Genomic DNA, 19411 nt, shown 5'->3' with positions numbered 1-19411 from the left:
GTTTCCTCCTAATATTCCTGTTTTTTTTGTTTTGTCGTCCGGTTATCCGGACATTATATGCTTAGTGATCTGTTGACACTTTGTGTGACATATAGACCATCGACAACATAACGAAGATAAATGACTGGATCCCCCCGACGAAAATCGAGAAGCCCATCCAAGCAAGAGATGGTACGACCGCTCCAAATAACCCGAGCATACCTGATGTTGCAAGTCCAGCCAGGAGTCCTAGAAGAACTTCACCAGCATAGATGTTACCATAAAGACGCAGACCGAGTGTCAGCGTGTTTGCAAATTCCTCGACGACTTTAAGCGGTGCAAGGAAAGGGAGTGGCTTAAGGTAGCCTTTTCCGTATTCTTTCAGACCTGTCATCTTAATTCCGTAATAGTGTGTGAGAACAATGACCATACTAGCGAGTGTCAATGTAACTACAGGGTCAGCAGTTGGTGATTTCCACCAAAGGTCCCCTTTCCAGATAACCGCCAATGGAAGTCCTAATACGTTCGCTACAAAGAGGAACATGATAAGGGTGATTCCCAACACATGGAATCGTCCACCCGTTTTCCAGTCCATATTACTTTTAATAATCCCTTTGACGAAGTCCATGACCCATTCAAAGAAATTTTGCATTCCTGTCGGTTTTATCTGCAAGCTACGTGTAGCGAAAAACGCGATTAGGAAAACAATCAGACATGTGATGAATAGCATTAAGACGTTTGATAGGTTGAATGTCATTTCGAATGCTGTTCCTTTGAAAGCCGTGACTAACGGATTTCCATGTTCCATTTTTCGTTCACCTCCCTTTTGCATCCAGAATTAAGTCAAGTTTTTTCGTGTCGCTCCACATTCCCGAAAAAGCTTATTGATGTCTTACGTGGTATATGATCCTCTCCGTTAGTAGGAGAATGTAAGGTATCGCAAAACCGATAACCGTACCGATCAGGTCGAAATGTTCTGGCACCGCGGTTGCAATAGCAGCTGCGGCGACACCAGATGCGAAACGCAACGCAGTCCCAAGCGATAAACTGTGCTTACCTTCCACAAACTTCTGGTCAGCCTTCTCCATTTTACGGACAAGAATCCAAAAATTATACAATCCAAACAGAGATCCTAGTATTAAACCTGCGAAAACTGTCTTAAAATCAGTAAATCCCCAACCTAAAACGAACAATGCTAGACAAAAAAAGAGAGCCTTCTTTTGCTTTTTATAAATTTCTTGCAAGGTTTGCATGGTAGGTTATTCTCCTGACTCATATTTTGGGATTGTACGGTGCATTGCAACTACGTTTAAGTGCAGTTACAGTCTGAACACATGGAAATGCGAGGGGGGTTCTCATTTCACAGTCTAGCTAAATACGAGCAAAGACTTCGAAAAGGTTAGAACCTATAAGTTGTGCGATTAGCGTCGAATGGTAGGGGATTCGGCAACGAATGCAATGAACCTAATGCACTATGACAATTAGGAGCATCCCTACATTTTCAGCGTAACAAGATAGGATTGATAGCAATATCTTAACATTGACAGATCTAGCACTGTTTTAATTGTATAAAATACCCCTATCATTATTACCCTTTGTAAGCATACAATAGGCGAAAATTGATGTCAATTGATTCCCGTGAAATTCTTCACAAAGTGTTCGTTTTGTCAAACAATCGACAAATTTGACCTGTTAGTGTAATTCGTTCGCCTTTTTTGGAGGGTAATTAGGGAGTTCCCTGATAGTTTGGTTGCTTTCACTGACAGTCCCCCCGCTTCTCATAAAAAAAGACGACCAAGGTTTCTTGGCCGCCTGAATGTTTATGCTTCAATAGATGTTAAATACTCTTTCAGTGCTTTGACGATTCGTTCAGAAGCATGTCCGTCACCGTATGGATTTGATGCTTTTGCCATTTTGCTGTATTCCGCCTCATCAGTAAGTAGCGTATCTGTCAACGCGAAGATGGTATCTTCATCCGTGCCAGCTAATTTCAATGTACCGGCTTCGATTCCTTCTGGACGTTCAGTCGTATCGCGAAGGACAATGACTGGCTTCCCTAATGATGGTGCTTCTTCTTGGATGCCGCCTGAATCGGTCAAAATAATATGTGAGCGTGCTGCAAAGTTGTGGAAATCAACCACTTCAAGTGGCTCTATCAAATGAACGCGGTTATTACCGCCTAACAGCTCGTCTGCTACTTCGCGGACCGCTGGGTTCATATGAACAGGATAGATTACTTGAATATCATCGTATTTTGTCAACAGGCGATTAATAGCCCGGAACATGTTGCGCATCGGTTCACCCAAGTTTTCACGGCGATGTGCCGTCAATAAGATGAGCCTGTCCGTCCCGATTTTGTCAAGGACAGGATGCGAATAGTGTTCACGTACAGTTGTCTGAAGTGCATCAATCGCTGTATTGCCCGTTACATAAATGCGATCTTGCGGTTTCCCTTCATCCACTAAATTGCGTGCTGACTTTTCTGTTGGCGAAAAATGAAGATCTGCGATGACGCCTGTTAGCTGTCGGTTCATTTCTTCCGGATAGGGGGAGTATTTATCCCATGTACGGAGCCCTGCTTCGACATGTCCAACTGCAATTCGATTGTAGAAAGCAGCTAAGCTACCGATGAAAGTCGTCGATGTATCTCCGTGGACGAGCACAATATCCGGCTTGGCTTCTTTCATAATTCGGTCAAGCCCTTCCAGTCCACGTGTCGCTACATCTACAAGTGTTTGTCGATCTTTCATGATATTCAAATCATAATCAGGTGTGATGCCGAACGTTTCCAGCACTTGGTCAAGCATTTCGCGATGTTGAGCCGTCACTGTCACAATCGGTTCAATATCATCCGAATGCTTTTGCAGTTCCAGTACAAGCGGTGCCATCTTGATAGCTTCTGGTCGCGTGCCGAAAATCGTCATCACTTTCCATCTCTTCTTCAAAACATTCACGCCTTCCCTATCATTTTGTGCCAAATAATCGGTCGCCTGCATCGCCAAGTCCTGGTACGATGTAGCCTTTTTCATCGAGTTTTTCATCTAGCGCAGCGATGTAAACATCCACATCTGGGTGTGCTTCAGTCATTGCTTTCACGCCTTCTGGAGCAGCAATGAGGCACATGAATTTAATGTTTTTTGCACCGCGACTCTTTAATGAATCAACCGCTGCAATTGCAGAACCCCCTGTCGCCAGCATCGGATCGACGAGAATGAAATCACGTACTGATACATCAGAAGGTAGTTTTACATAATATTCGACTGGCTGTAATGTTTCAGGATCACGGTACAATCCGATATGTCCGACTTTCGCTGCTGGAATCAAGTTAAGGATTCCATCTACCATTCCAATACCCGCACGTAAAATAGGTACGATACCTAGTTTCTTTCCTGCAAGTACATTCGATTTCGCCTTACAAACTGGCGTCTCGACCTCAACTTCTTGAAGAGGCAGTTCACGTGTAATTTCATAAGCCATAAGTGTTGCCACTTCATCGACGAGTTCACGAAATTCCTTCGTTCCTGTGTTACTATCACGTATGTACGTCAATTTGTGTTGGATAAGTGGGTGATCAAAAACATGTACTTTTGGCATGTATATTCGCTCCTTTTCAAAATGTCCTGTTCATTATAACAGAAGTGAACGGATTCAAGCACACCTAACACCCAACTATTCATTAACTTCCTTTTCACTGAGTAATCGGTCAACTTCAGATAAAGGCATTGGCTTATAATAGTAAAATCCTTGCCCTACTTTACAACCAAGCGTTCGTAGCATTTCCCCTTGCCACTCCTCTTCAATTCCCTCAGCGACTGTCGATAGCTTTAAATTTTCAGCCAGTTGGATAATCGTCGTTACCACCCCAAGCGTAGCGGGTTCACCTATCGCATTAATGAAACTGCGGTCAATCTTCAGCTCACTTAAAGGCAATTTCGGTAAATAGCTCAGTGAAGAAAAACCTACGCCAAAATCGTCTACGGATATTTCAAATCCAGCCCCGTTCAGCTTATCAAAAATTTCTTTCGCTTTTTCCAGGTCGAACAACCCAATGCTTTCTGTCAATTCGAGCGTAATATATTCCGGAGAAAGATCATATTTTTGGGTGTATTCTTTAAGCATTTCGACAAAGGTCGGAGTAAAAAAATGCTGGGCAGAAATGTTAACAGCTACCGGATACATCACTTCTCCAGATTGTTGTCTTGTCCTTTGCCATTCCATTACTTTTGACAATATACAGGTTTCCAGTTCAATAATTTTTCCTGTACTTTCAGCTGCTGGAATGAACAGATCCGGCGGTACCTGGCCGAGGATAGGGGAGAACCAACGGGCTAGCGCTTCGAAAGAAATGATGCTACCATCTTTCAAATCAACCTGCGGCTGAAGAAAGACTTCCATCTCATCGGCCAACAGCGCCTTTGATAATTCATTGAAAATCCTCATCTCTTCCATCGTTTCCTTATACTGCAAATCTTTATAAAATGAAATGATATTACCCGGTTTATTTTTCGCATCCGATAGCGCTCTATCCGCATGTCGTATTAAGTCTTCGCCACTACAATTATCTCCTGATATTGCAACCCCAATTTTCAGCGTAATAAACATTTCCTGTCCCGAAATAATAAAGGGTTTTTTAACGAGATTTTTTAGTTCGATAATAAAGTATTCCTCACCTTCAAGTAAAGGAACATTTGTGAAAATAAGTGCCGCACTAGCAAAACGACCTACAAAGTTGGGTTTCCCTTTTCCTACCCGCTCAATACGCCGGCTGAGCTGAATGAATAATTCATCGGCGGCTTCTCTGCCATACAGGTCAACAATTTTGGCAAATTCACCCGGCTCCAGAATGGCAACAAAATGCTTTCCTTCGTCCTCGATATTCTTTTTCAATTTGTTCAAAAAGGCATGTCGATTCGGCAGTCCCGTTTCTGGATCTGTAAAGGCAAGTCTATAATACTCAGCCTGCTGACTATAATGGATCTTTGTCATTTGAATAATCGGGATTACGTTTTCCAAAAATCTTCTTTGCGTCTCTGTCTGCTTTGTAGATTTCTTGTTGAACAGCGTAACGAGTCCACTGATAGCACCTTCGCCGTCCACTATCGGAAGAGACCAATGCGATTGAAAATCACTAAAAAGACAGGCTTCTTGCTTTTCCCGTATGACCAATTCGTTTAATAAGGGGGGACTTTTTGATAAACTTGCTAATAGCTCATCCATCAACTGCGGCGGCACTGCATCTGCTGCTCCAATATGCCAGTCTTCTTTTTTTCCCTTGAATAGGATGGAGCATACTGTACCTTGCCAAAAGAAGGATTTGATGACATTCGCTATTTTTTGAAAAAGAATTCCCGCTTCTTCTCCCGCATTAATCCCTACAAAAATATCCTCCTGTAATTCAAGCAAAATGTTATCTTTTTTCCGTTCCGTCACGTCAAGGCTGAATACTATCGTGAATAAATTAGCACCTCGCTCATCGATGATCGGTTGGATAACTAGTTCGTTCCAAAATGGCGTTCCATCTTTTTTGTAGTTGAGCACTTCTGCATTCGCGGACATCCCATCCAATATATCCTGATCAATTTTTTGTATTAACGCCATATCCGTATCTTCACCATGAATAAATTCCAAGTCACTACCCATAATCTCTGAACTACTATAGCCCGTCATTTCCATGAAAAATTCATTGGCAAAAACGACTTGATTACCACAGTTATTGGGATCCTTTACGACAAAGCCCGTCCGAAATCGACTACCAAACCTTTTTAGCCAATTCAAAATGATTATTTTCTCGTTATCAGCTTTTCGAAGATTGCTCATGAATATCCTCTCCCTATAACTGAAACTTTTTAGGCCACTAAAGAAGGAGCTAATTCAATCCTACCTTGTAGGTCCCAGTCTCCGACGGATGTTACGAAAAAATAAGCCGCCATCATTAGATAGCGGCTTATTCTATTACATTACTTATGCGTAGAGTGGAAACTTGTCTGTCAGTGCTGTAACACGTTGACGCGCTTCTTGTTTGACAGCTTCATCTTCGTGGTTTTTAAGAAGTTTTGCAATGATTGATGCAACTTCTATCATTTCTTCTTCCTTAAAACCTCTAGTTGTTGCTGCTGGCGTACCGATACGAATACCTGATGTGACAAATGGGCTCTCTGTATCGTACGGAATTGTGTTTTTATTGACCGTAATACCAACTTCGTCCAGTACATGTTCAGCAATTTTACCCGTGATGCCAAGTGAACGTAGGTTCAATAGCACTAGGTGGTTGTCAGTACCGCCAGAAACGATATCGACACCTTCTGCTACAAGTGCTTCACCAAATGCTTTGGCATTCTTTTTCACTTGTTGAATATATGTCTTGAATTCTGGTTTTAAAGCTTCGCCAAACGCTACTGCTTTCGCAGCGATTACGTGCATCAATGGACCACCTTGTACACCTGGGAAAATCGATTTGTCGAGTTTACGTCCGAATTCTTCAGCGAATTCTTCGTTCACAAGAATCAATCCACCGCGTGGTCCGCGCAATGTCTTATGTGTTGTAGATGTAACAAAGTGTGCGTGTGGCACCGGGTTTGGATGTTCGCCCACTGCGACAAGTCCTGCGATATGCGCCATATCTACGAATAGATACGCTCCAACTTCATCTGCAATTTCACGGAATTTAGCAAAATCAATTTCGCGTGGATATGCACTTGCACCTGCAACAATCATTTTCGGCTTATGCTCAAGCGCTTTTTGACGAACATCTTCATAATCGATGCGCTCGTCTTCTTTGCCAACACCATAATCGACAAAGTTGTATAATTCGCCAGAGAAGTTGACTGGGCTACCATGTGTCAAGTGGCCACCATGGGAAAGATTCATGCCTAGAACTGTGTCGCCTGGTTTAAGGACTGCGAAGTAGACAGCCATATTCGCTTGTGCACCAGAGTGCGGCTGAACGTTTGCATATGCTGCACCGAAAATTTCTTTCAGGCGGTCGCGTGCAATATTTTCAACGACATCAACATGTTCACAGCCGCCGTAGTAACGCTTGCCCGGATAGCCTTCTGCATATTTGTTCGTCAAATACGATCCTTGTGCTTCCATAACTGCTTCCGTTACAAAGTTTTCAGATGCAATCAGTTCGATATTAGCATTTTGGCGCTTTTTCTCCGCCATTATCGCTTCAAATACTGCTTCGTCTTCACGTTTTACATTCGTCAAATCCATTTTGTCATTCCCCTTCTTCATCTAATTTATCAATTACGCCTTGGCGTAATTGCGTCTGGAGACTATATCCTCATTCAGTGGGTGTTTGAACATTCACTGAATGAGAATATATTGCACGCTCTCCACCAATAAGTTTCGGTCGTGTTGTAGCAACTGTAACGATCGCCTCTCCGATTTTTTTGATGGATGTTCGGAGTGGGACAGCGACAGGCTTCAAATGCATGCCAATCAATGTTTGTCCAATATCAATTCCCGCATTTGCACGAATGGCTTCTACGATGACCGGCCTGTCCATTTGATGATAGGCATAGGTAGACATGGAGCCACCTGCATGTTGCGCCGGTATGACTGATACGGGGTCAAGATTGAATTTCTCAGCTGCCTGGTACTCGATCGTCAGCGCCCGATTAATATGTTCGCATCCCTGAAAAGCAAGGAACAGCTTGTATTTCTCTGCAAAATCTTTTAAAGGCCCGTACAGCGCCTCTCCGATTTCGAGTGCACCTGATGTCCCGATTCTACTACCAGCAATTTCCGAAGTCGAACAACCAATAACGAATAGTGTGCCAGCAACAGGACGGTCCTGTTCGGCCATTTCCGCTAGTAGCTGTTCAAGTTGAAGCCTCCATAAATTCAAAGCATCCACTGTTTTCCACCCGCCTTCTTATCGGCATTATTGGTCATTTTCCAGTTCCATCAATTTCCCAATTCGGCGTTCGTGACGCCCACCTTCAAATGAAGTGTTCAGCCACGTTGCGACAATTTCTCTCGCATGACCCGCACCGATTACACGCTCACCCATTGCCAGGACATTTGTATCGTTATGTTCCCTTGTTGCTTTTGCACTGAAAACATCATGAACAAGCGCACAGCGGATGCCCTTTACCTTGTTTGCAGCGATAGACATGCCAATCCCTGTTCCGCAAATCAATATACCACGGTCAAAGTTCCCCGAAGCTACTCCATTGGCAACAGGTGCCGCAAAGTCTGGATAATCGACAGATTCGTCCGAGTTTGGTCCAAAGTCAACAAATTCTACGCCTAGTTCAGCTAACAGGTTGATAATTTCATGACGTAGATTGTTTCCACCATGATCTGAAGAAATAGCGATCTTCACTTGCTTCCCTCTTTTCATAATTTACTCACAACTCATTCTACCATTTTTCCGCAAAAAAAACACAGCCCGACTTTAACTTTATTCCGCAACCGGATGAAAAAAGTTAAAAAACAGGGCTGTGAATTGGTTATTTCGTTAAATCAAATTGTCGAATCACTTCATAAAGTTGCTCGGATTGCTTCTTCAGTTCACTCGCCATTGCATCTGCTTGCTCAATGGATCGCACTTGCTCTTCAGTGGCCGCTCCAACCTCCTGCGCCCCGGCCGAGGTCTCTTCAGCAATCGCCGCCACTTCTTGCGATTGATGTGCAGTCATTTCAATATTGGTTAACTGATGTTCGACAAGCTTCGTGATTTCAACGACAGCTTCAGCCATCCCATTCACTTTGGATGCCATCGCTTCGACATTTTCACTCGTCTCATTCGCAAGGTTTGCTTCCTTCGCAGCTGACTCGACCTGTTGTTCCATATCTTTTACAACTTTCGTCACGTCCGTCTGAATGGTCCCGACAAGATTCGATATTCCTTGAACAGCTCTAGCACTTTCATCAGCCAATACACGAACTTCTTCCGCAACGATTGCAAAACCTTTGCCATGCTCGCCCGCGCGTGCCGCCTCAATTGATGCATTAAGGGCTAACAAATTTGTTTGCGCCGCGATATTGCCGACTAGCTGAACGATTTCTCCTATTTTTAGTGCATTTTGATCGAGTTGTCTAATCGTACCGAGTGATAGTTCACTTTGCATCGACATATTACGGATACCATCGACCAATATACGGAAAACTTCTGTCGTCCGCGCAAGTTCCTCCAACATCTCTTTTGAACGAGTCGATGAATCTTCCGCACGACTACTCACTTCAACAGCTAGGGCTCGAACATCTTCTATCGCTTCAGCAGTCTCTTGGATTGCCACTGCTGATGCCTCTGCACCAACGGAAATTTCGACGATGGTCGATGCAACTGCATCTGCTTGTTTTGCAGCCACACCTGTTTCATTGGATAAGTTATCCACTGTACTCGCCGTTTTTTCAAAGTTCGTTTCAATTTGCCCTACAATTGTGCGCAGATTGAGGACCATTTGCTGGAAGGCTTCTGCGACAGAACGAATTTCATCTGATGAATTAGGGAGCTCAATGTCTGTCCCAATTTCCCCTTTGGCAACTCTAATGGCTGCTACCTCAAGGTTTTGTAGATGTTTTGTTAAAATCGTACTGAAAGCAAATGCCAGAACACCTGACCAAAATACGCCTGCTGCATAGGTTAGCACTGCAAACCAGAATACGTTAAAGTTCGGGAAAAATTGCGGTTGTATTACATTTATAAAAATTCCGCTCGTTGTATACGTGACCATCGCTAAGACTGTTACGAATAAAACAATTTTTTTACGTAAGCCAAATTTCTTCTGTCCAATTTCTCTCATGCTTGTCCCTCCATCAATTTCCGCTCTAACTTATCCAAAATTTGCGACAACTCATCGAATGTCTGTCGGTACGTTGCAAGATCGCCTCCGAATGGGTCCTGCACATCCCCACCCGATCCAAACTCCACAAAACCTTTTAATGTAAATGTTTTCTCTTCCACGGCTGGATATCGATAGAGAAGCTCCATCTTATGTGCTTCCGTCATCGTCAACACCACATCCGCCCATTCTAAGCCTTCGATTGAAACAGCACTTGACCACGGGGTATGGGGCATATCCGCTTCCTCAATAAGTATTTTCGCGTTTAGTGAAATCGGAATCCCATCTTGGGCATGTATACCCGCCGAGCGAACTGTCAAATCTCCTAGTTCCTTATCGCGCAGAATCGCTTCCGCCATTGGACTTCTGCACGTATTTCCTGTGCAAATCAAATAAATGTTCATCATTCCCACCTACTCTCTATAAGAATAACCGAGTTTTGTGAATAAAGAAATAGATACTTTTAACGAAAGCATGACATTACACCCATAACCAATAGAGCAAATCCTGCAAATCGCCTTATTTTTTTTCCACCACTCAGGCCCATTCGCCCCTTAAATATTAGAGCTGTATAAGAAAGGAAAAACGTTAATATCCCTGATGCAAGGATAAAAAGGGTTTTATCCAACTGAAGCATACCAAATGAGACACTTACCGAAAAGGAATCGATACTTACCGCAAACGCAATTAAAGAGGGATGTAATTGTTTCCCCGTAGAACCCGGCTCATCATCTTGCAACAGCATATGTATGCCAATCAAAGCAAGTAAAGCACCTGATAGTAGACTACTCCAGCCTGCAAAAAAATGTGCCGAAAGCTCCCCGGTCATAAATCCGAGAAAAGGGAATACCATATTAAGAAAAGATGTCCAAAGCGCCAGTTTAAACTTGCCATTCCTCACCTGTAGGAAAGCAAAGACGACTACGACGTCAATACTTGTAATGCAAGCTGCAATTAATTCTACCAAACTAAAACCTCCCCAAATGCCGCATCTGTCCATCTTATGCGGCTTCTGGGAAGGTCATTCATATTCGGTTCGGGATTCTATTTAATCCATATAGCGTTTGCCGTCGGCAGCTTTTGTTAGCCGATTCATCACGGCAGCACCGACTCCAGTCAAATCTGTTTCAACTGCTAGAATGATATCCGCCTTTGTTAAATCGCATTGGCGTATCGCTCGATATAAATGCGTGGCCATTGCATCATTGTTATTTCTTGGACCAACTGCAAAATACCAGTCGGCCTCCGGAATATCTAACTCATTCGGTCCAATGATCGCCACTCGCTTGCCTTCATTATGAAGCGTCTCGACCGCTTCACGAATCGTTGTCGCATCAGGCGCAATAACAAAAAGGGGTGCTTCCGGTGCATAATGCATATATTTCATGCCTGGTGAGCGAGGTGCTTGTTCTCCCGGACTCTTACTGCCAGCATATACCGGGCCAATGATAGCTTCGATCATCTCTTGCGTTGTACCACCTGGTCGTAAAATTGTCGGTGGGCTCGTGGTCATATCGAGTACTGTTGACTCAACTCCAATACCCGTCTGTCCCCCATCTAAAATGAGCGGAATGAGCCCTTTAAGATCTTCGTAAACATGATCCGCTTCAGTAGGGCTCGGTTTTCCGCTACGGTTGGCACTCGGTGCAGCAAGCGGTCCACCCAACGCTCGAAGAAGTTCAAGCGCGACAGGATGATCCGGCATACGAATGCCGACCGTTTCAACTCCAGGCGTCACTTTCGATGCAATGACACCGGGAATTTTATCGAAAACAAGCGTAAGAGGTCCTGGCCAATAGGCGGTTATCAATTTTTCTGCATCCTTTGTAATGCCTGTCGCATAATTGGCGACATCCTGCTTGTTACCAATATGAACGATAAGCGGATTGTCGGACGGTCTCCCTTTTGCTTTAAAAATTTCCTGAACGGCTTGTTCATCTGTCGCAAGTGCCCCGAGGCCATAGACCGTCTCCGTCGGAAAGGCAACAACACCGCCACTTTTCAATATATCCACAGCATGTTTATATTTTTCTATGTTATCCATACTTTTATCCACCGAGATTAGTATTGTTTCCACAGTTTAAACCTCCTTTATCCACAATTTTTAGAAGTTACCCACAGTGAATGTTGGTAACTTTAAGAAAATAGCCCCTTTATCCACTCCCAGATGAAAAAAGTTACTTTTTCTTCCTCTTTTTCTTGTTTATCTGGAAAGCAGATTTTCGGGAACAGTGCACACCACCAGTTATCCCCACGCCCGCTGCCGATTGTTAATATATAGGCATCGTAGGTGGCTTGGGGGTGAATCACTAGCCCCGAGCGTTTTGCCGGGAATAGTGCTTCTTTACGTTCTAGTGAAATGGTTTGTCCATTCGCCAACGAGTTAGCTGTTTCAAGAATTTCACTTTCAAGTGCAGCTAAGTTATCCGCAAGTTCTTCTTTTGATAGAGACGAAGTTACCGCCTCGTTAATAAGCGGCTCAATTTGTTGTTGGATGTCCATTTTCATTTGCTGATCCACAGGCGCATTGGAATGAGCGAGCATTCGGAAGCGGATGGCATCATCTTCCGCCGGCCCCGCTGTGAATAACGTCATAATTGATTGAATAATGATTAACACAATGATGAACTCGATGTAAGGCATCACCTTATCGAATATAGTTGTCTTTCTTATAATCTCGTAGTCTGTTAGCATGTCTATCCCCTCCTACACCGCATTATTACCGGTTAGGAGGTTGTTTATTCACAAGTCTTACAAAATATTATTCTATCTTTACCATTAATGTCTTGCACTGTTTCCACATACGCAGTTGGAAATGCATCTTGGAATAACTTATGCACAGCCGGACCTTGCAGATAACCGATTTCAACAGCAATGAGGAATGGGTTGTTCATAAGTGGCGGCAAGTCTTCGGCAAGTTTACGATAGAAATAAAGTCCTTCTTCTTTTGCGAATAAAGCACTGTGTGGCTCATGGTCCAAGACGGTGCCCGACATCATTTCTGCTTCCGCGTGTGCGATATAGGGAGGATTCGATAAAACAATATCCCATTTTCTTTGCGCGATAGGCGCAGTCATATCGCCTTGTCGGAAATCGATGTCAGCATCATTCATCACAGCATTATGCCTAGCAATCTCCAACGCACCTTCACTAATATCTGTCGCGGTAACGTGGGATTCTGGCCATTCTTTTTTGAATGACACTGCAATTGCCCCACTACCCGTACCAATATCTGCAACTGCAATCGATTTGTTCGGGAACATTTTCCGACCACGTTCTAGCGCTCCGTAAACGAGTTCTTCCGTTTCTGGACGGGGGATCAGGACGTTGTCATCCACTTTAAACGTATAGCCATAAAAACTTTCTTCGCCAATAACGTATTGGACAGGCTTTCCTTCGAGCAGCTCGGTAGCTTTAGCCCAAAAATCTTGGTGCTGCTTCTCAGTTAGCGGTTCTCGGACATCCGAAAACAAAGTGGCTCTGGACTTTTTTGTGATAAATTCCATCAGCATTTGTGCTGTATGCGGTTCCAGCCCCTTTTTTTCTAATAAAGAAGAAGCCCGTTGGAGAGCTTCATAGATTTTTTCAGTCATGGCGATCCAAACTTTCAAGGCGATAAGCCTGTTCTTCCATAATAAGCGCATCGATGACATCATCAAGCTTGCCTTCGATGATTTGGTCTAATTTCTGGATTGTCAAACCAATGCGATGATCCGTCACCCGGTTTTGCGAAAAATTATACGTACGAATCCGCTCAGAACGATCACCTGTCCCGACTGCTGATTTTCGGCTCGCAGCATATTCTGCTTGCGCTTCTTGTTGTGCTGCATCATAGACACGGGCTTTTAATACTTTCATCGCTTTTTCACGGTTTTTAATTTGTGATTTTTCATCTTGCATGGATACGGTGATTCCCGTCGGTAGGTGCGTAATACGAACAGCAGAGTCTGTCGTGTTAACATGCTGACCACCTGCACCACCGGAACGGTACGTATCGATTTTCAAATCTTCTCGGAGAATTTCAATATCGACATCTTCAGCTTCCGGTAAGACTGCGACTGTCGCAGTTGATGTATGCGTTCTACCGCCTGACTCAGTTTCCGGGACTCGCTGAACTCGGTGCGCGCCATTTTCAAATTTGAGTTTTGAATATGCACCGTTGCCGTTTATCGTGAAAATAATTTCTTTAAAACCACCGAGTTCCGTTGGGGATGAATCGATTACTTCCGTTCTCCAGTGGTTCATTTCCGCATAACGGCTATACATGCGGAATAGACTCCCGGCAAATAAGGCGGCTTCGTCGCCACCGGCTGCCCCACGGATTTCCATGATGACGTTTTTATTGTCGTTCGGATCTTTTGGCACAAGTAATATTTTCAGTCGCCCCTCAAATGACTCAATCTTCTCATCGAGCTCAGCCACTTCCATTTTCACAAGTTCTTTCATGTCATCATCGAGCGGGTCATTTAGCATTTCTTTCGCATTTTTATGTTCGGCTATTGCGTTTTTGTACTCACGGTAGGTTTCAACCGTTTCTTGCAAGCCAGATTGCTCTTTCGAATAATCACGAAGTTTCGTGATGTCACTTACTACCGCAGGATCACTGAGTAATTCAGTTAAATGATCGTAGCGATTTTCTACTGCTTGAAGCCTTTCAAACATTGCGTGCACCTCATTTTCAGGACTGTTTTGTACGTTCATTGTACGGGAAACCGTAGGGTAAATACAGTTATTTCTCTAGGATTGGGATTCTTGCTGATTTAGATGAAGTTCGCAACGTTTAGGCGGAACTTGACAACACTTCGCCAGAACTATGCAACGCACTAGCGGAACTTGACAACGTTCTGATCGAACTTAGCAACATACATGAAAGTTCGCAACGTTTGCGAGGAACTAAACAACGCTTTGGCGGAACTATGCAACGCACTGGCGGAACTTGACAACGTTCTGATCGAACTTAGCTACGTACATGAAAGTTCGCAACGTTTACAAGGAACTAAACAACACTTCGGCGGAACTATGCAACGCTCTGGCGGAACTTGACAACGTTCTGATCGAACTTAGCAACGTACATGAAAGTTCGCAACGTTTACAAGGAACTAAACGACGCTTCGGCGGAACTATGCAACGCTCTGGCGGAACTTGACAACGTTCTGATCGAACTTAGCAACGTACACGAAAGTTCGCAACGTTTGCGAGGAACTAAACAACGCTTCGCCAGAACTATGCAACGCTCTGGCGGAACTTGACAACGTTTTGATCGAACTTAGCAACATACATGAAAGTTCGCAACGTTTGCGAGGAACTAAACAACGCTTTGGCGGAACTATGCAACGCTCTGGCGGAACTTGACAACGTTCTGATCAAACTTAGCAACGTACACGAAAGTTCGCAACGTTTGCGAGGAACTAAACAACGCTTCGGCAGAACTATGCAACGCTTTGGCGGAACTTGACAACGTTCTGATCGAACTTAGCAACATACATGAAAGTTCGCAACGTTTGCGAGGAACTAAACGACGCTTCGGCAGAACTATGCAACGCTTTGGCGGAACTTGACAACGTTCTAATCGAACTTAGCAACGTACATGAAAGTTCGCAACGTTTGCGAGGAACTAAACGACGCTTCGGCAGAACTATGCAACGCTCAGATGAAACTAAACAACTTTCTGGCCGAACTTAACAACGCCCCATTCCCACAAATAAAACCCGTCCACATTCCACGGACGGGTATCGAATGATTATCCTTTTACTTCTACCATAACTGAAACACCCTTTGGTACTTCGTGATGCTTGCGGCATCTTGGTTCGTACGCTTCGGCGGCACCTACCAGAATGATCGGGTCGTCATAGCCAGCAGGTGTACCGTTAATGAGCCGCTGCGTTCTGCTGGAAGGTGAGCCGCATACTGTGCAGACGGCTTGCAGTTTTGTCACGTGTTCGGCGATGGCCATCAGGCGCGGCATAGGGCCAAATGGTTCGCCACGAAAGTCTTGGTCTAGGCCAGCAACAATGACACGGAATCCACGATTTGCCAACTCCATTACTGTGTCTACGATATGATCATCGAAAAATTGAGCTTCATCAATGGCTATAACATCATATTCTTCTGTAATGAATTCTTCAATCTGTGATGACCTTGCAATCGGAATCGCAATTACCGTTGTTCCATCATGGCTAACAACAGCTTCTTCACTATATCGGTCGTCTATTTCCGGCTTAAATACTGCTATTTTCTGTTTGGCAAACTGCGTCCGTCTAATACGGCGAATCAATTCCTCCGATTTCCCCGAAAACATGCTACCGCAAATTACTTCAATCCATCCACCTTGCATCGTTACATACATATGTAGTCTCCTTTCGATACTTCTTTATATGGTCATTTACCAATTACGCCTTGGCGTAATTGCGTTCGAATTTTTTCGAGCTTGGAGCCAACAGGGGGGAAGGATTGAACTACATCCTTCCTTGTTGCGAATCGAACAGCAAAGGGTTCGATTTTCCGCACTTCTGTATTCTTTGCAGAAATTAAGGCACTTTTAGGACGTCGCATGCTTAGACTGCCTTCTTAAGCTTCCTTAAAAATCCGTGACATCCGCCGGAGGCATTTATCTTCATTCAGCAGGGGTCTTCTGCTGAATAAAGATAAATAGTTGTTGGAAGGTTTATCATACCCGAAAACATCTTCAATTTAACGTCTGTTTTTTCTTAGCTAACTATGCTATACAGCCCATTTTCCCGACTTTTCGACAATAGAAATACCCGCCCGATGCAAATGCACCTGACGGGTATTGTGAAGAGCTTACTCTTCGTCGCGACCTTCTTCTTTGAGGCCATATTTTTTGTTGAAGCGATCGACACGGCCGTCCGCTGCAGCAAATTTCTGACGTCCAGTGTAGAATGGGTGGCATTCCGAACAAACTTCCACTCGGATGTCCCCTTTTACAGAACCTGTATTGAATGTATTGCCACATGAACAAGTTACAACTGAAACTTCATAAGCTGGATGAATTCCTGTTTTCATTACGCTCTCTCCTTTGCCCTGAACCATCTGGTACAGAGTTATAATATAAGACTGATGCCTTACACGGTCCGTATGTGTCAACCGCATATGCAACAGATAGTATCTAACATACCTGAATTATTATAGCAAATTCTTTTTTCAAGCGCAACATTTATCTGCAACCAGATAAAACCTCTTGTTACAACAAGCCCTTACCGTTGCGTTGGGCTTTCATTTCTTCATTTAGCTTATCGAAAAATTCTTCGTTCGTTTTTGTCAAACGCAGCTTCTTTAAGAAACGTTCTGAAAAATCATGTGCATCGGAAAATGTTTTGCGGATTGCCCACAGTTTTTCAAGCTGAGCGGCAGGAATGAGTAACTCCTCTTTCCGTGTCCCTGATCGGCGAATATCGAGCGCTGGGAATATCCGGCGTTCCGCCAGATGACGGTCAAGGTGAAGTTCCATGTTGCCCGTCCCTTTAAACTCTTCGTAGATGACTTCGTCCATGCGAGAACCTGTGTCGATTAAAGCTGTCGCAAGAATCGTCAAACTACCGCCTTCTTCAAGATTACGTGCCGCACCAAAAAATCGTTTTGGACGATGGAATGCAGCCGGGTCAATCCCGCCAGACAATGTACGTCCACTTGTCGGGATCACAAGGTTATAAGCACGCGCAAGTCGAGTGATGGAGTCCATCAAGATAATAACATCCCGTTTATGCTCCACCAGTCGCATCGCTCTTTCTAATACTAGTTCCGCCACTTTGACATGGTTTTCCGGTAATTCATCGAACGTCGAACTGACCACATCTGCTTTAACAGATCGTTCAATATCCGTCACTTCTTCCGGCCTTTCATCAATTAAAAGGACTATCAGTTCTGCATCCGGATGATTCATCGTTATGGAATTGGCAATTTCCTTCAACAGTAATGTTTTACCTGCTTTTGGCGGAGCAGCAATGAGCCCACGCTGACCAAAACCAACTGGTGAGATAAGATCCATAATACGTGTCGATAGCTTCATAGGATCTGCTTCAAGCTTGATATGACGGTCTGGATAGAGCGGTGTAAGTGCTGGGAAATGCACGCGTTCACGCGCCACTTCTGGATCTTCGCCGTTGACGGCCTCTACTTGTAGCAGACCATAATAGCGCTCAGACTCTTTTGGAGGTCTAACTTTCCCCGACACTTTATCGCCATTTCGCAAATCAAATCGACGAATTTGCGAAGCGGATATATAAATATCTTCTGAACTCGGAGAGTAGTTGATAGGACGAAGGAAGCCGTAGCCTTCCGATTGGATAATTTCGAGTACACCTTCCATGAAGAAGAAGCCTTCCTGCTCGGCTCTTGATTTCAGGATTGCAAAGATGAGTTCTTTTTTCGTTAGTTTTGCATAATAAGCAATTTTGTACTGTTTAGCGAGGGCATATAATTCTTTTAACGTCATATTCTCCAACGTTGAGATTGTTAACATTGTCATCTTTCGGCACCACTCTTTACGTTAATGGGTATTTTTTTTGAGGCAAAGGGAAGATGCCCGGCGCACGGCCGGGCGATGAGGTCTAATCAATTACACCTTATGGTATTTTTACTGATTCAAGTCAGTCTTGCATAACGAGCAGAGGTTTTTTCTCCATGCTATGTCGACCTTCAACAAATCGAATTGTACCCGATTTCGAACGCATGACAAGTGAGTGTGTCTCACAATAGCCACCTTTAAACTGCACGCCACGGAGAAGTTCTCCGTCTGTCACGCCAGTTGCAGCGAAGATTGCGTCGTCTCCTTTGACAAGGTCATCCATGTACAAAATTTGAGAAACATCGATACCCATCTTTTCACAACGCTCACGTTGTGCATCATCTTCAGGTATGAGTCGACCTTGAATTTCACCACCAAGACATTTTAGTCCAGCTGCTGCAATCACGCCTTCTGGTGCACCACCAATACCAAACATAATGTCTACACCTGTCTCATCGAATGCTGTATTGATAGCAGCTGCGACATCGCCGTCTGTAATGAGCTTAATACGCGCACCTGCCGCACGAATTTCTTCAATAATTCCAGCATGGCGATCTCTGCTCAATACGGTGGCAACAATATCCCCAATGTCTTTGTTTTTTGCTTTCGCAACAGCATGAAGATTCTCTGTTACTGTCGCATCCAGACTGATTTTACCAACCGCTTCCGGACCAACTGCTATTTTATCCATGTACATATCCGGTGCATGAAGCAAATTGCCTTTATCTGCGATGGCGATAACTGCAAGCGCATTCCAGCCACCAGCTGCAACAATGTTTGTCCCTTCGAGCGGGTCAACAGCGACATCCACCTCTGGGCCTTGACCTGTTCCTAGTTCTTCACCAATATAAAGCATTGGTGCTTCGTCCATCTCACCTTCACCAATCACAACAACCCCTTGCATCGGAATTGTATCAAATACATTACGCATCGCTGTTGTTGCAGCATCGTCTGCCTCGTTTTTCAAACCGCGTCCCATCCAACGTGACGCCGATACCGCTGCCGCTTCCGTGACACGAACTAATTCCATTGATAAACTGCGTTCCATTGGTTGCGTCCCCCCGTTTTACGGTTATCCCGTAATTTTTAGCACTCTAAATGAGTATAACACAAA

19 protein-coding genes are annotated in these 19411 nt (G+C 44.1%); all 19 read right to left on the bottom strand.

From position 1 onward, the window contains the following. Positions 1 to 61: 61 nt before the first annotated feature. The 19 genes from atpB to glpX all read right to left on the bottom strand — a co-directional run bounded on the left by atpB (position 62) and on the right by glpX (position 19345). Entirely contained in the window at positions 62 to 787 is a 726-nt protein-coding gene (gene atpB / locus R2B72_RS12855) for a F0F1 ATP synthase subunit A (RefSeq protein WP_318617010.1), read from the bottom strand. Between the two features lie 73 nt (positions 788 to 860). Continuing rightward, on the bottom strand, positions 861 to 1232 hold the full coding sequence (locus R2B72_RS12850; RefSeq protein WP_318617009.1) for an ATP synthase subunit I: 372 nt from the start codon (positions 1230 to 1232) through the stop codon (positions 861 to 863). A 567-nt stretch (positions 1233 to 1799) separates the two neighbouring features. Next, complete coding sequence (gene wecB, locus R2B72_RS12845) at positions 1800 to 2924, bottom strand: non-hydrolyzing UDP-N-acetylglucosamine 2-epimerase (protein ID WP_318617029.1); 1125 nt, start codon at positions 2922 to 2924, stop codon at positions 1800 to 1802. Positions 2925 to 2943: 19 nt separating this feature from the next. Beyond that, positions 2944 to 3573 carry a uracil phosphoribosyltransferase gene (upp, locus tag R2B72_RS12840; protein ID WP_318617007.1) on the bottom strand — a complete coding sequence of 210 codons (630 nt, stop codon included), beginning with the start codon at positions 3571 to 3573 and terminating at the stop codon, positions 2944 to 2946. 75 nt (positions 3574 to 3648) lie between these two features. Then, the gene (locus tag R2B72_RS12835; RefSeq protein WP_318617006.1) at positions 3649 to 5796 is read right to left on the bottom strand and encodes an EAL domain-containing protein; all 2148 of its coding nucleotides are present in this window, start codon (positions 5794 to 5796) and stop codon (positions 3649 to 3651) included. Positions 5797 to 5940: 144 nt separating this feature from the next. After that, positions 5941 to 7194, bottom strand: a complete 1254-nt coding sequence (gene glyA, locus R2B72_RS12830; RefSeq protein WP_318617005.1) for a serine hydroxymethyltransferase — start codon at positions 7192 to 7194, stop codon at positions 5941 to 5943. 70 nt (positions 7195 to 7264) lie between these two features. Beyond that, positions 7265 to 7840 carry a TIGR01440 family protein gene (locus tag R2B72_RS12825; RefSeq protein ID WP_318617004.1) on the bottom strand — a complete coding sequence of 192 codons (576 nt, stop codon included), beginning with the start codon at positions 7838 to 7840 and terminating at the stop codon, positions 7265 to 7267. 27 nt (positions 7841 to 7867) lie between these two features. Further along, a complete protein-coding gene (gene rpiB, locus R2B72_RS12820; RefSeq protein WP_318617003.1) occupies positions 7868 to 8311 on the bottom strand; it encodes a ribose 5-phosphate isomerase B in 444 nt (147 codons plus the stop codon). Between the two features lie 127 nt (positions 8312 to 8438). Continuing rightward, the gene (locus R2B72_RS12815; protein WP_318617002.1) at positions 8439 to 9734 is read right to left on the bottom strand and encodes a methyl-accepting chemotaxis protein; all 1296 of its coding nucleotides are present in this window, start codon (positions 9732 to 9734) and stop codon (positions 8439 to 8441) included. Continuing rightward, on the bottom strand, positions 9731 to 10180 hold the full coding sequence (locus tag R2B72_RS12810) for a low molecular weight protein arginine phosphatase (RefSeq protein WP_318617001.1): 450 nt from the start codon (positions 10178 to 10180) through the stop codon (positions 9731 to 9733). Before R2B72_RS12810 ends, R2B72_RS12815 begins: the two co-directional genes overlap by 4 nt. 56 nt (positions 10181 to 10236) lie before the next feature. After that, positions 10237 to 10740, bottom strand: a complete 504-nt coding sequence (locus tag R2B72_RS12805) for a manganese efflux pump (RefSeq protein ID WP_318617000.1) — start codon at positions 10738 to 10740, stop codon at positions 10237 to 10239. An 81-nt stretch (positions 10741 to 10821) separates the two neighbouring features. Beyond that, a complete protein-coding gene (locus tag R2B72_RS12800) occupies positions 10822 to 11850 on the bottom strand; it encodes an L-threonylcarbamoyladenylate synthase (protein ID WP_318616999.1) in 1029 nt (342 codons plus the stop codon). Between the two features lie 59 nt (positions 11851 to 11909). Next, positions 11910 to 12467 carry a stage II sporulation protein R gene (locus R2B72_RS12795; RefSeq protein WP_318616998.1) on the bottom strand — a complete coding sequence of 186 codons (558 nt, stop codon included), beginning with the start codon at positions 12465 to 12467 and terminating at the stop codon, positions 11910 to 11912. Positions 12468 to 12511: 44 nt separating this feature from the next. Continuing rightward, positions 12512 to 13429, bottom strand: a complete 918-nt coding sequence (gene prmC / locus R2B72_RS12790) for a peptide chain release factor N(5)-glutamine methyltransferase (protein ID WP_318616996.1) — start codon at positions 13427 to 13429, stop codon at positions 12512 to 12514. After that, entirely contained in the window at positions 13359 to 14435 is a 1077-nt protein-coding gene (gene prfA, locus R2B72_RS12785; protein WP_318616994.1) for a peptide chain release factor 1, read from the bottom strand. The genes prmC and prfA overlap by 71 nt, the downstream gene beginning before the upstream one ends. A 1078-nt stretch (positions 14436 to 15513) precedes the next feature. Continuing rightward, the gene (locus tag R2B72_RS12780; RefSeq protein ID WP_318616993.1) at positions 15514 to 16119 is read right to left on the bottom strand and encodes a thymidine kinase; all 606 of its coding nucleotides are present in this window, start codon (positions 16117 to 16119) and stop codon (positions 15514 to 15516) included. Between the two features lie 455 nt (positions 16120 to 16574). Then, a complete protein-coding gene (rpmE, locus tag R2B72_RS12775) occupies positions 16575 to 16796 on the bottom strand; it encodes a 50S ribosomal protein L31 (protein WP_318616991.1) in 222 nt (73 codons plus the stop codon). Positions 16797 to 16974: 178 nt separating this feature from the next. Continuing rightward, positions 16975 to 18258, bottom strand: a complete 1284-nt coding sequence (gene rho / locus R2B72_RS12770; protein WP_318616989.1) for a transcription termination factor Rho — start codon at positions 18256 to 18258, stop codon at positions 16975 to 16977. Positions 18259 to 18379: 121 nt separating this feature from the next. Continuing rightward, positions 18380 to 19345 (bottom strand): class II fructose-bisphosphatase, encoded by a 966-nt coding sequence (gene glpX / locus R2B72_RS12765; RefSeq protein WP_318616988.1) that lies wholly within the window; start codon positions 19343 to 19345, stop codon positions 18380 to 18382. Positions 19346 to 19411 lie beyond the last annotated feature (66 nt).

This window comes from Sporosarcina sp. YIM B06819 (assembly GCF_033485175.1).
Classification (GTDB): Bacteria; Bacillota; Bacilli; order Bacillales_A; family Planococcaceae; genus Sporosarcina.
This window is presented reverse-complemented; position numbering and strand designations above follow the sequence as displayed.

Bases quoted from the DNA above. Each gene is read 5' to 3' on its own strand.
- prfA (WP_318616994.1), bottom strand. From the start codon at position 14,435: ATGTTTGAAAGGCTTCAAGCAGTAGAAAATCGCTACGATCATTTAACT.
- upp (WP_318617007.1), bottom strand. From the start codon at position 3,573: ATGCCAAAAGTACATGTTTTTGATCACCCACTTATCCAACACAAATTG.
- R2B72_RS12795 (WP_318616998.1), bottom strand. From the start codon at position 12,467: ATGCTAACAGACTACGAGATTATAAGAAAGACAACTATATTCGATAAG.
- R2B72_RS12780 (WP_318616993.1), bottom strand. From the start codon at position 16,119: ATGTATGTAACGATGCAAGGTGGATGGATTGAAGTAATTTGCGGTAGC.
- prmC (WP_318616996.1), bottom strand. From the start codon at position 13,429: ATGATGTCATCGATGCGCTTATTATGGAAGAACAGGCTTATCGCCTTG.
- glyA (WP_318617005.1), bottom strand. From the start codon at position 7,194: ATGGATTTGACGAATGTAAAACGTGAAGACGAAGCAGTATTTGAAGCG.
- rpmE (WP_318616991.1), bottom strand. From the start codon at position 16,796: ATGAAAACAGGAATTCATCCAGCTTATGAAGTTTCAGTTGTAACTTGT.
- R2B72_RS12850 (WP_318617009.1), bottom strand. From the start codon at position 1,232: ATGCAAACCTTGCAAGAAATTTATAAAAAGCAAAAGAAGGCTCTCTTT.
- atpB (WP_318617010.1), bottom strand. From the start codon at position 787: ATGGAACATGGAAATCCGTTAGTCACGGCTTTCAAAGGAACAGCATTC.
- R2B72_RS12810 (WP_318617001.1), bottom strand. From the start codon at position 10,180: ATGATGAACATTTATTTGATTTGCACAGGAAATACGTGCAGAAGTCCA.
- rho (WP_318616989.1), bottom strand. From the start codon at position 18,258: ATGACAATGTTAACAATCTCAACGTTGGAGAATATGACGTTAAAAGAA.
- R2B72_RS12815 (WP_318617002.1), bottom strand. From the start codon at position 9,734: ATGAGAGAAATTGGACAGAAGAAATTTGGCTTACGTAAAAAAATTGTT.
- glpX (WP_318616988.1), bottom strand. From the start codon at position 19,345: ATGGAACGCAGTTTATCAATGGAATTAGTTCGTGTCACGGAAGCGGCA.
- R2B72_RS12835 (WP_318617006.1), bottom strand. From the start codon at position 5,796: ATGAGCAATCTTCGAAAAGCTGATAACGAGAAAATAATCATTTTGAAT.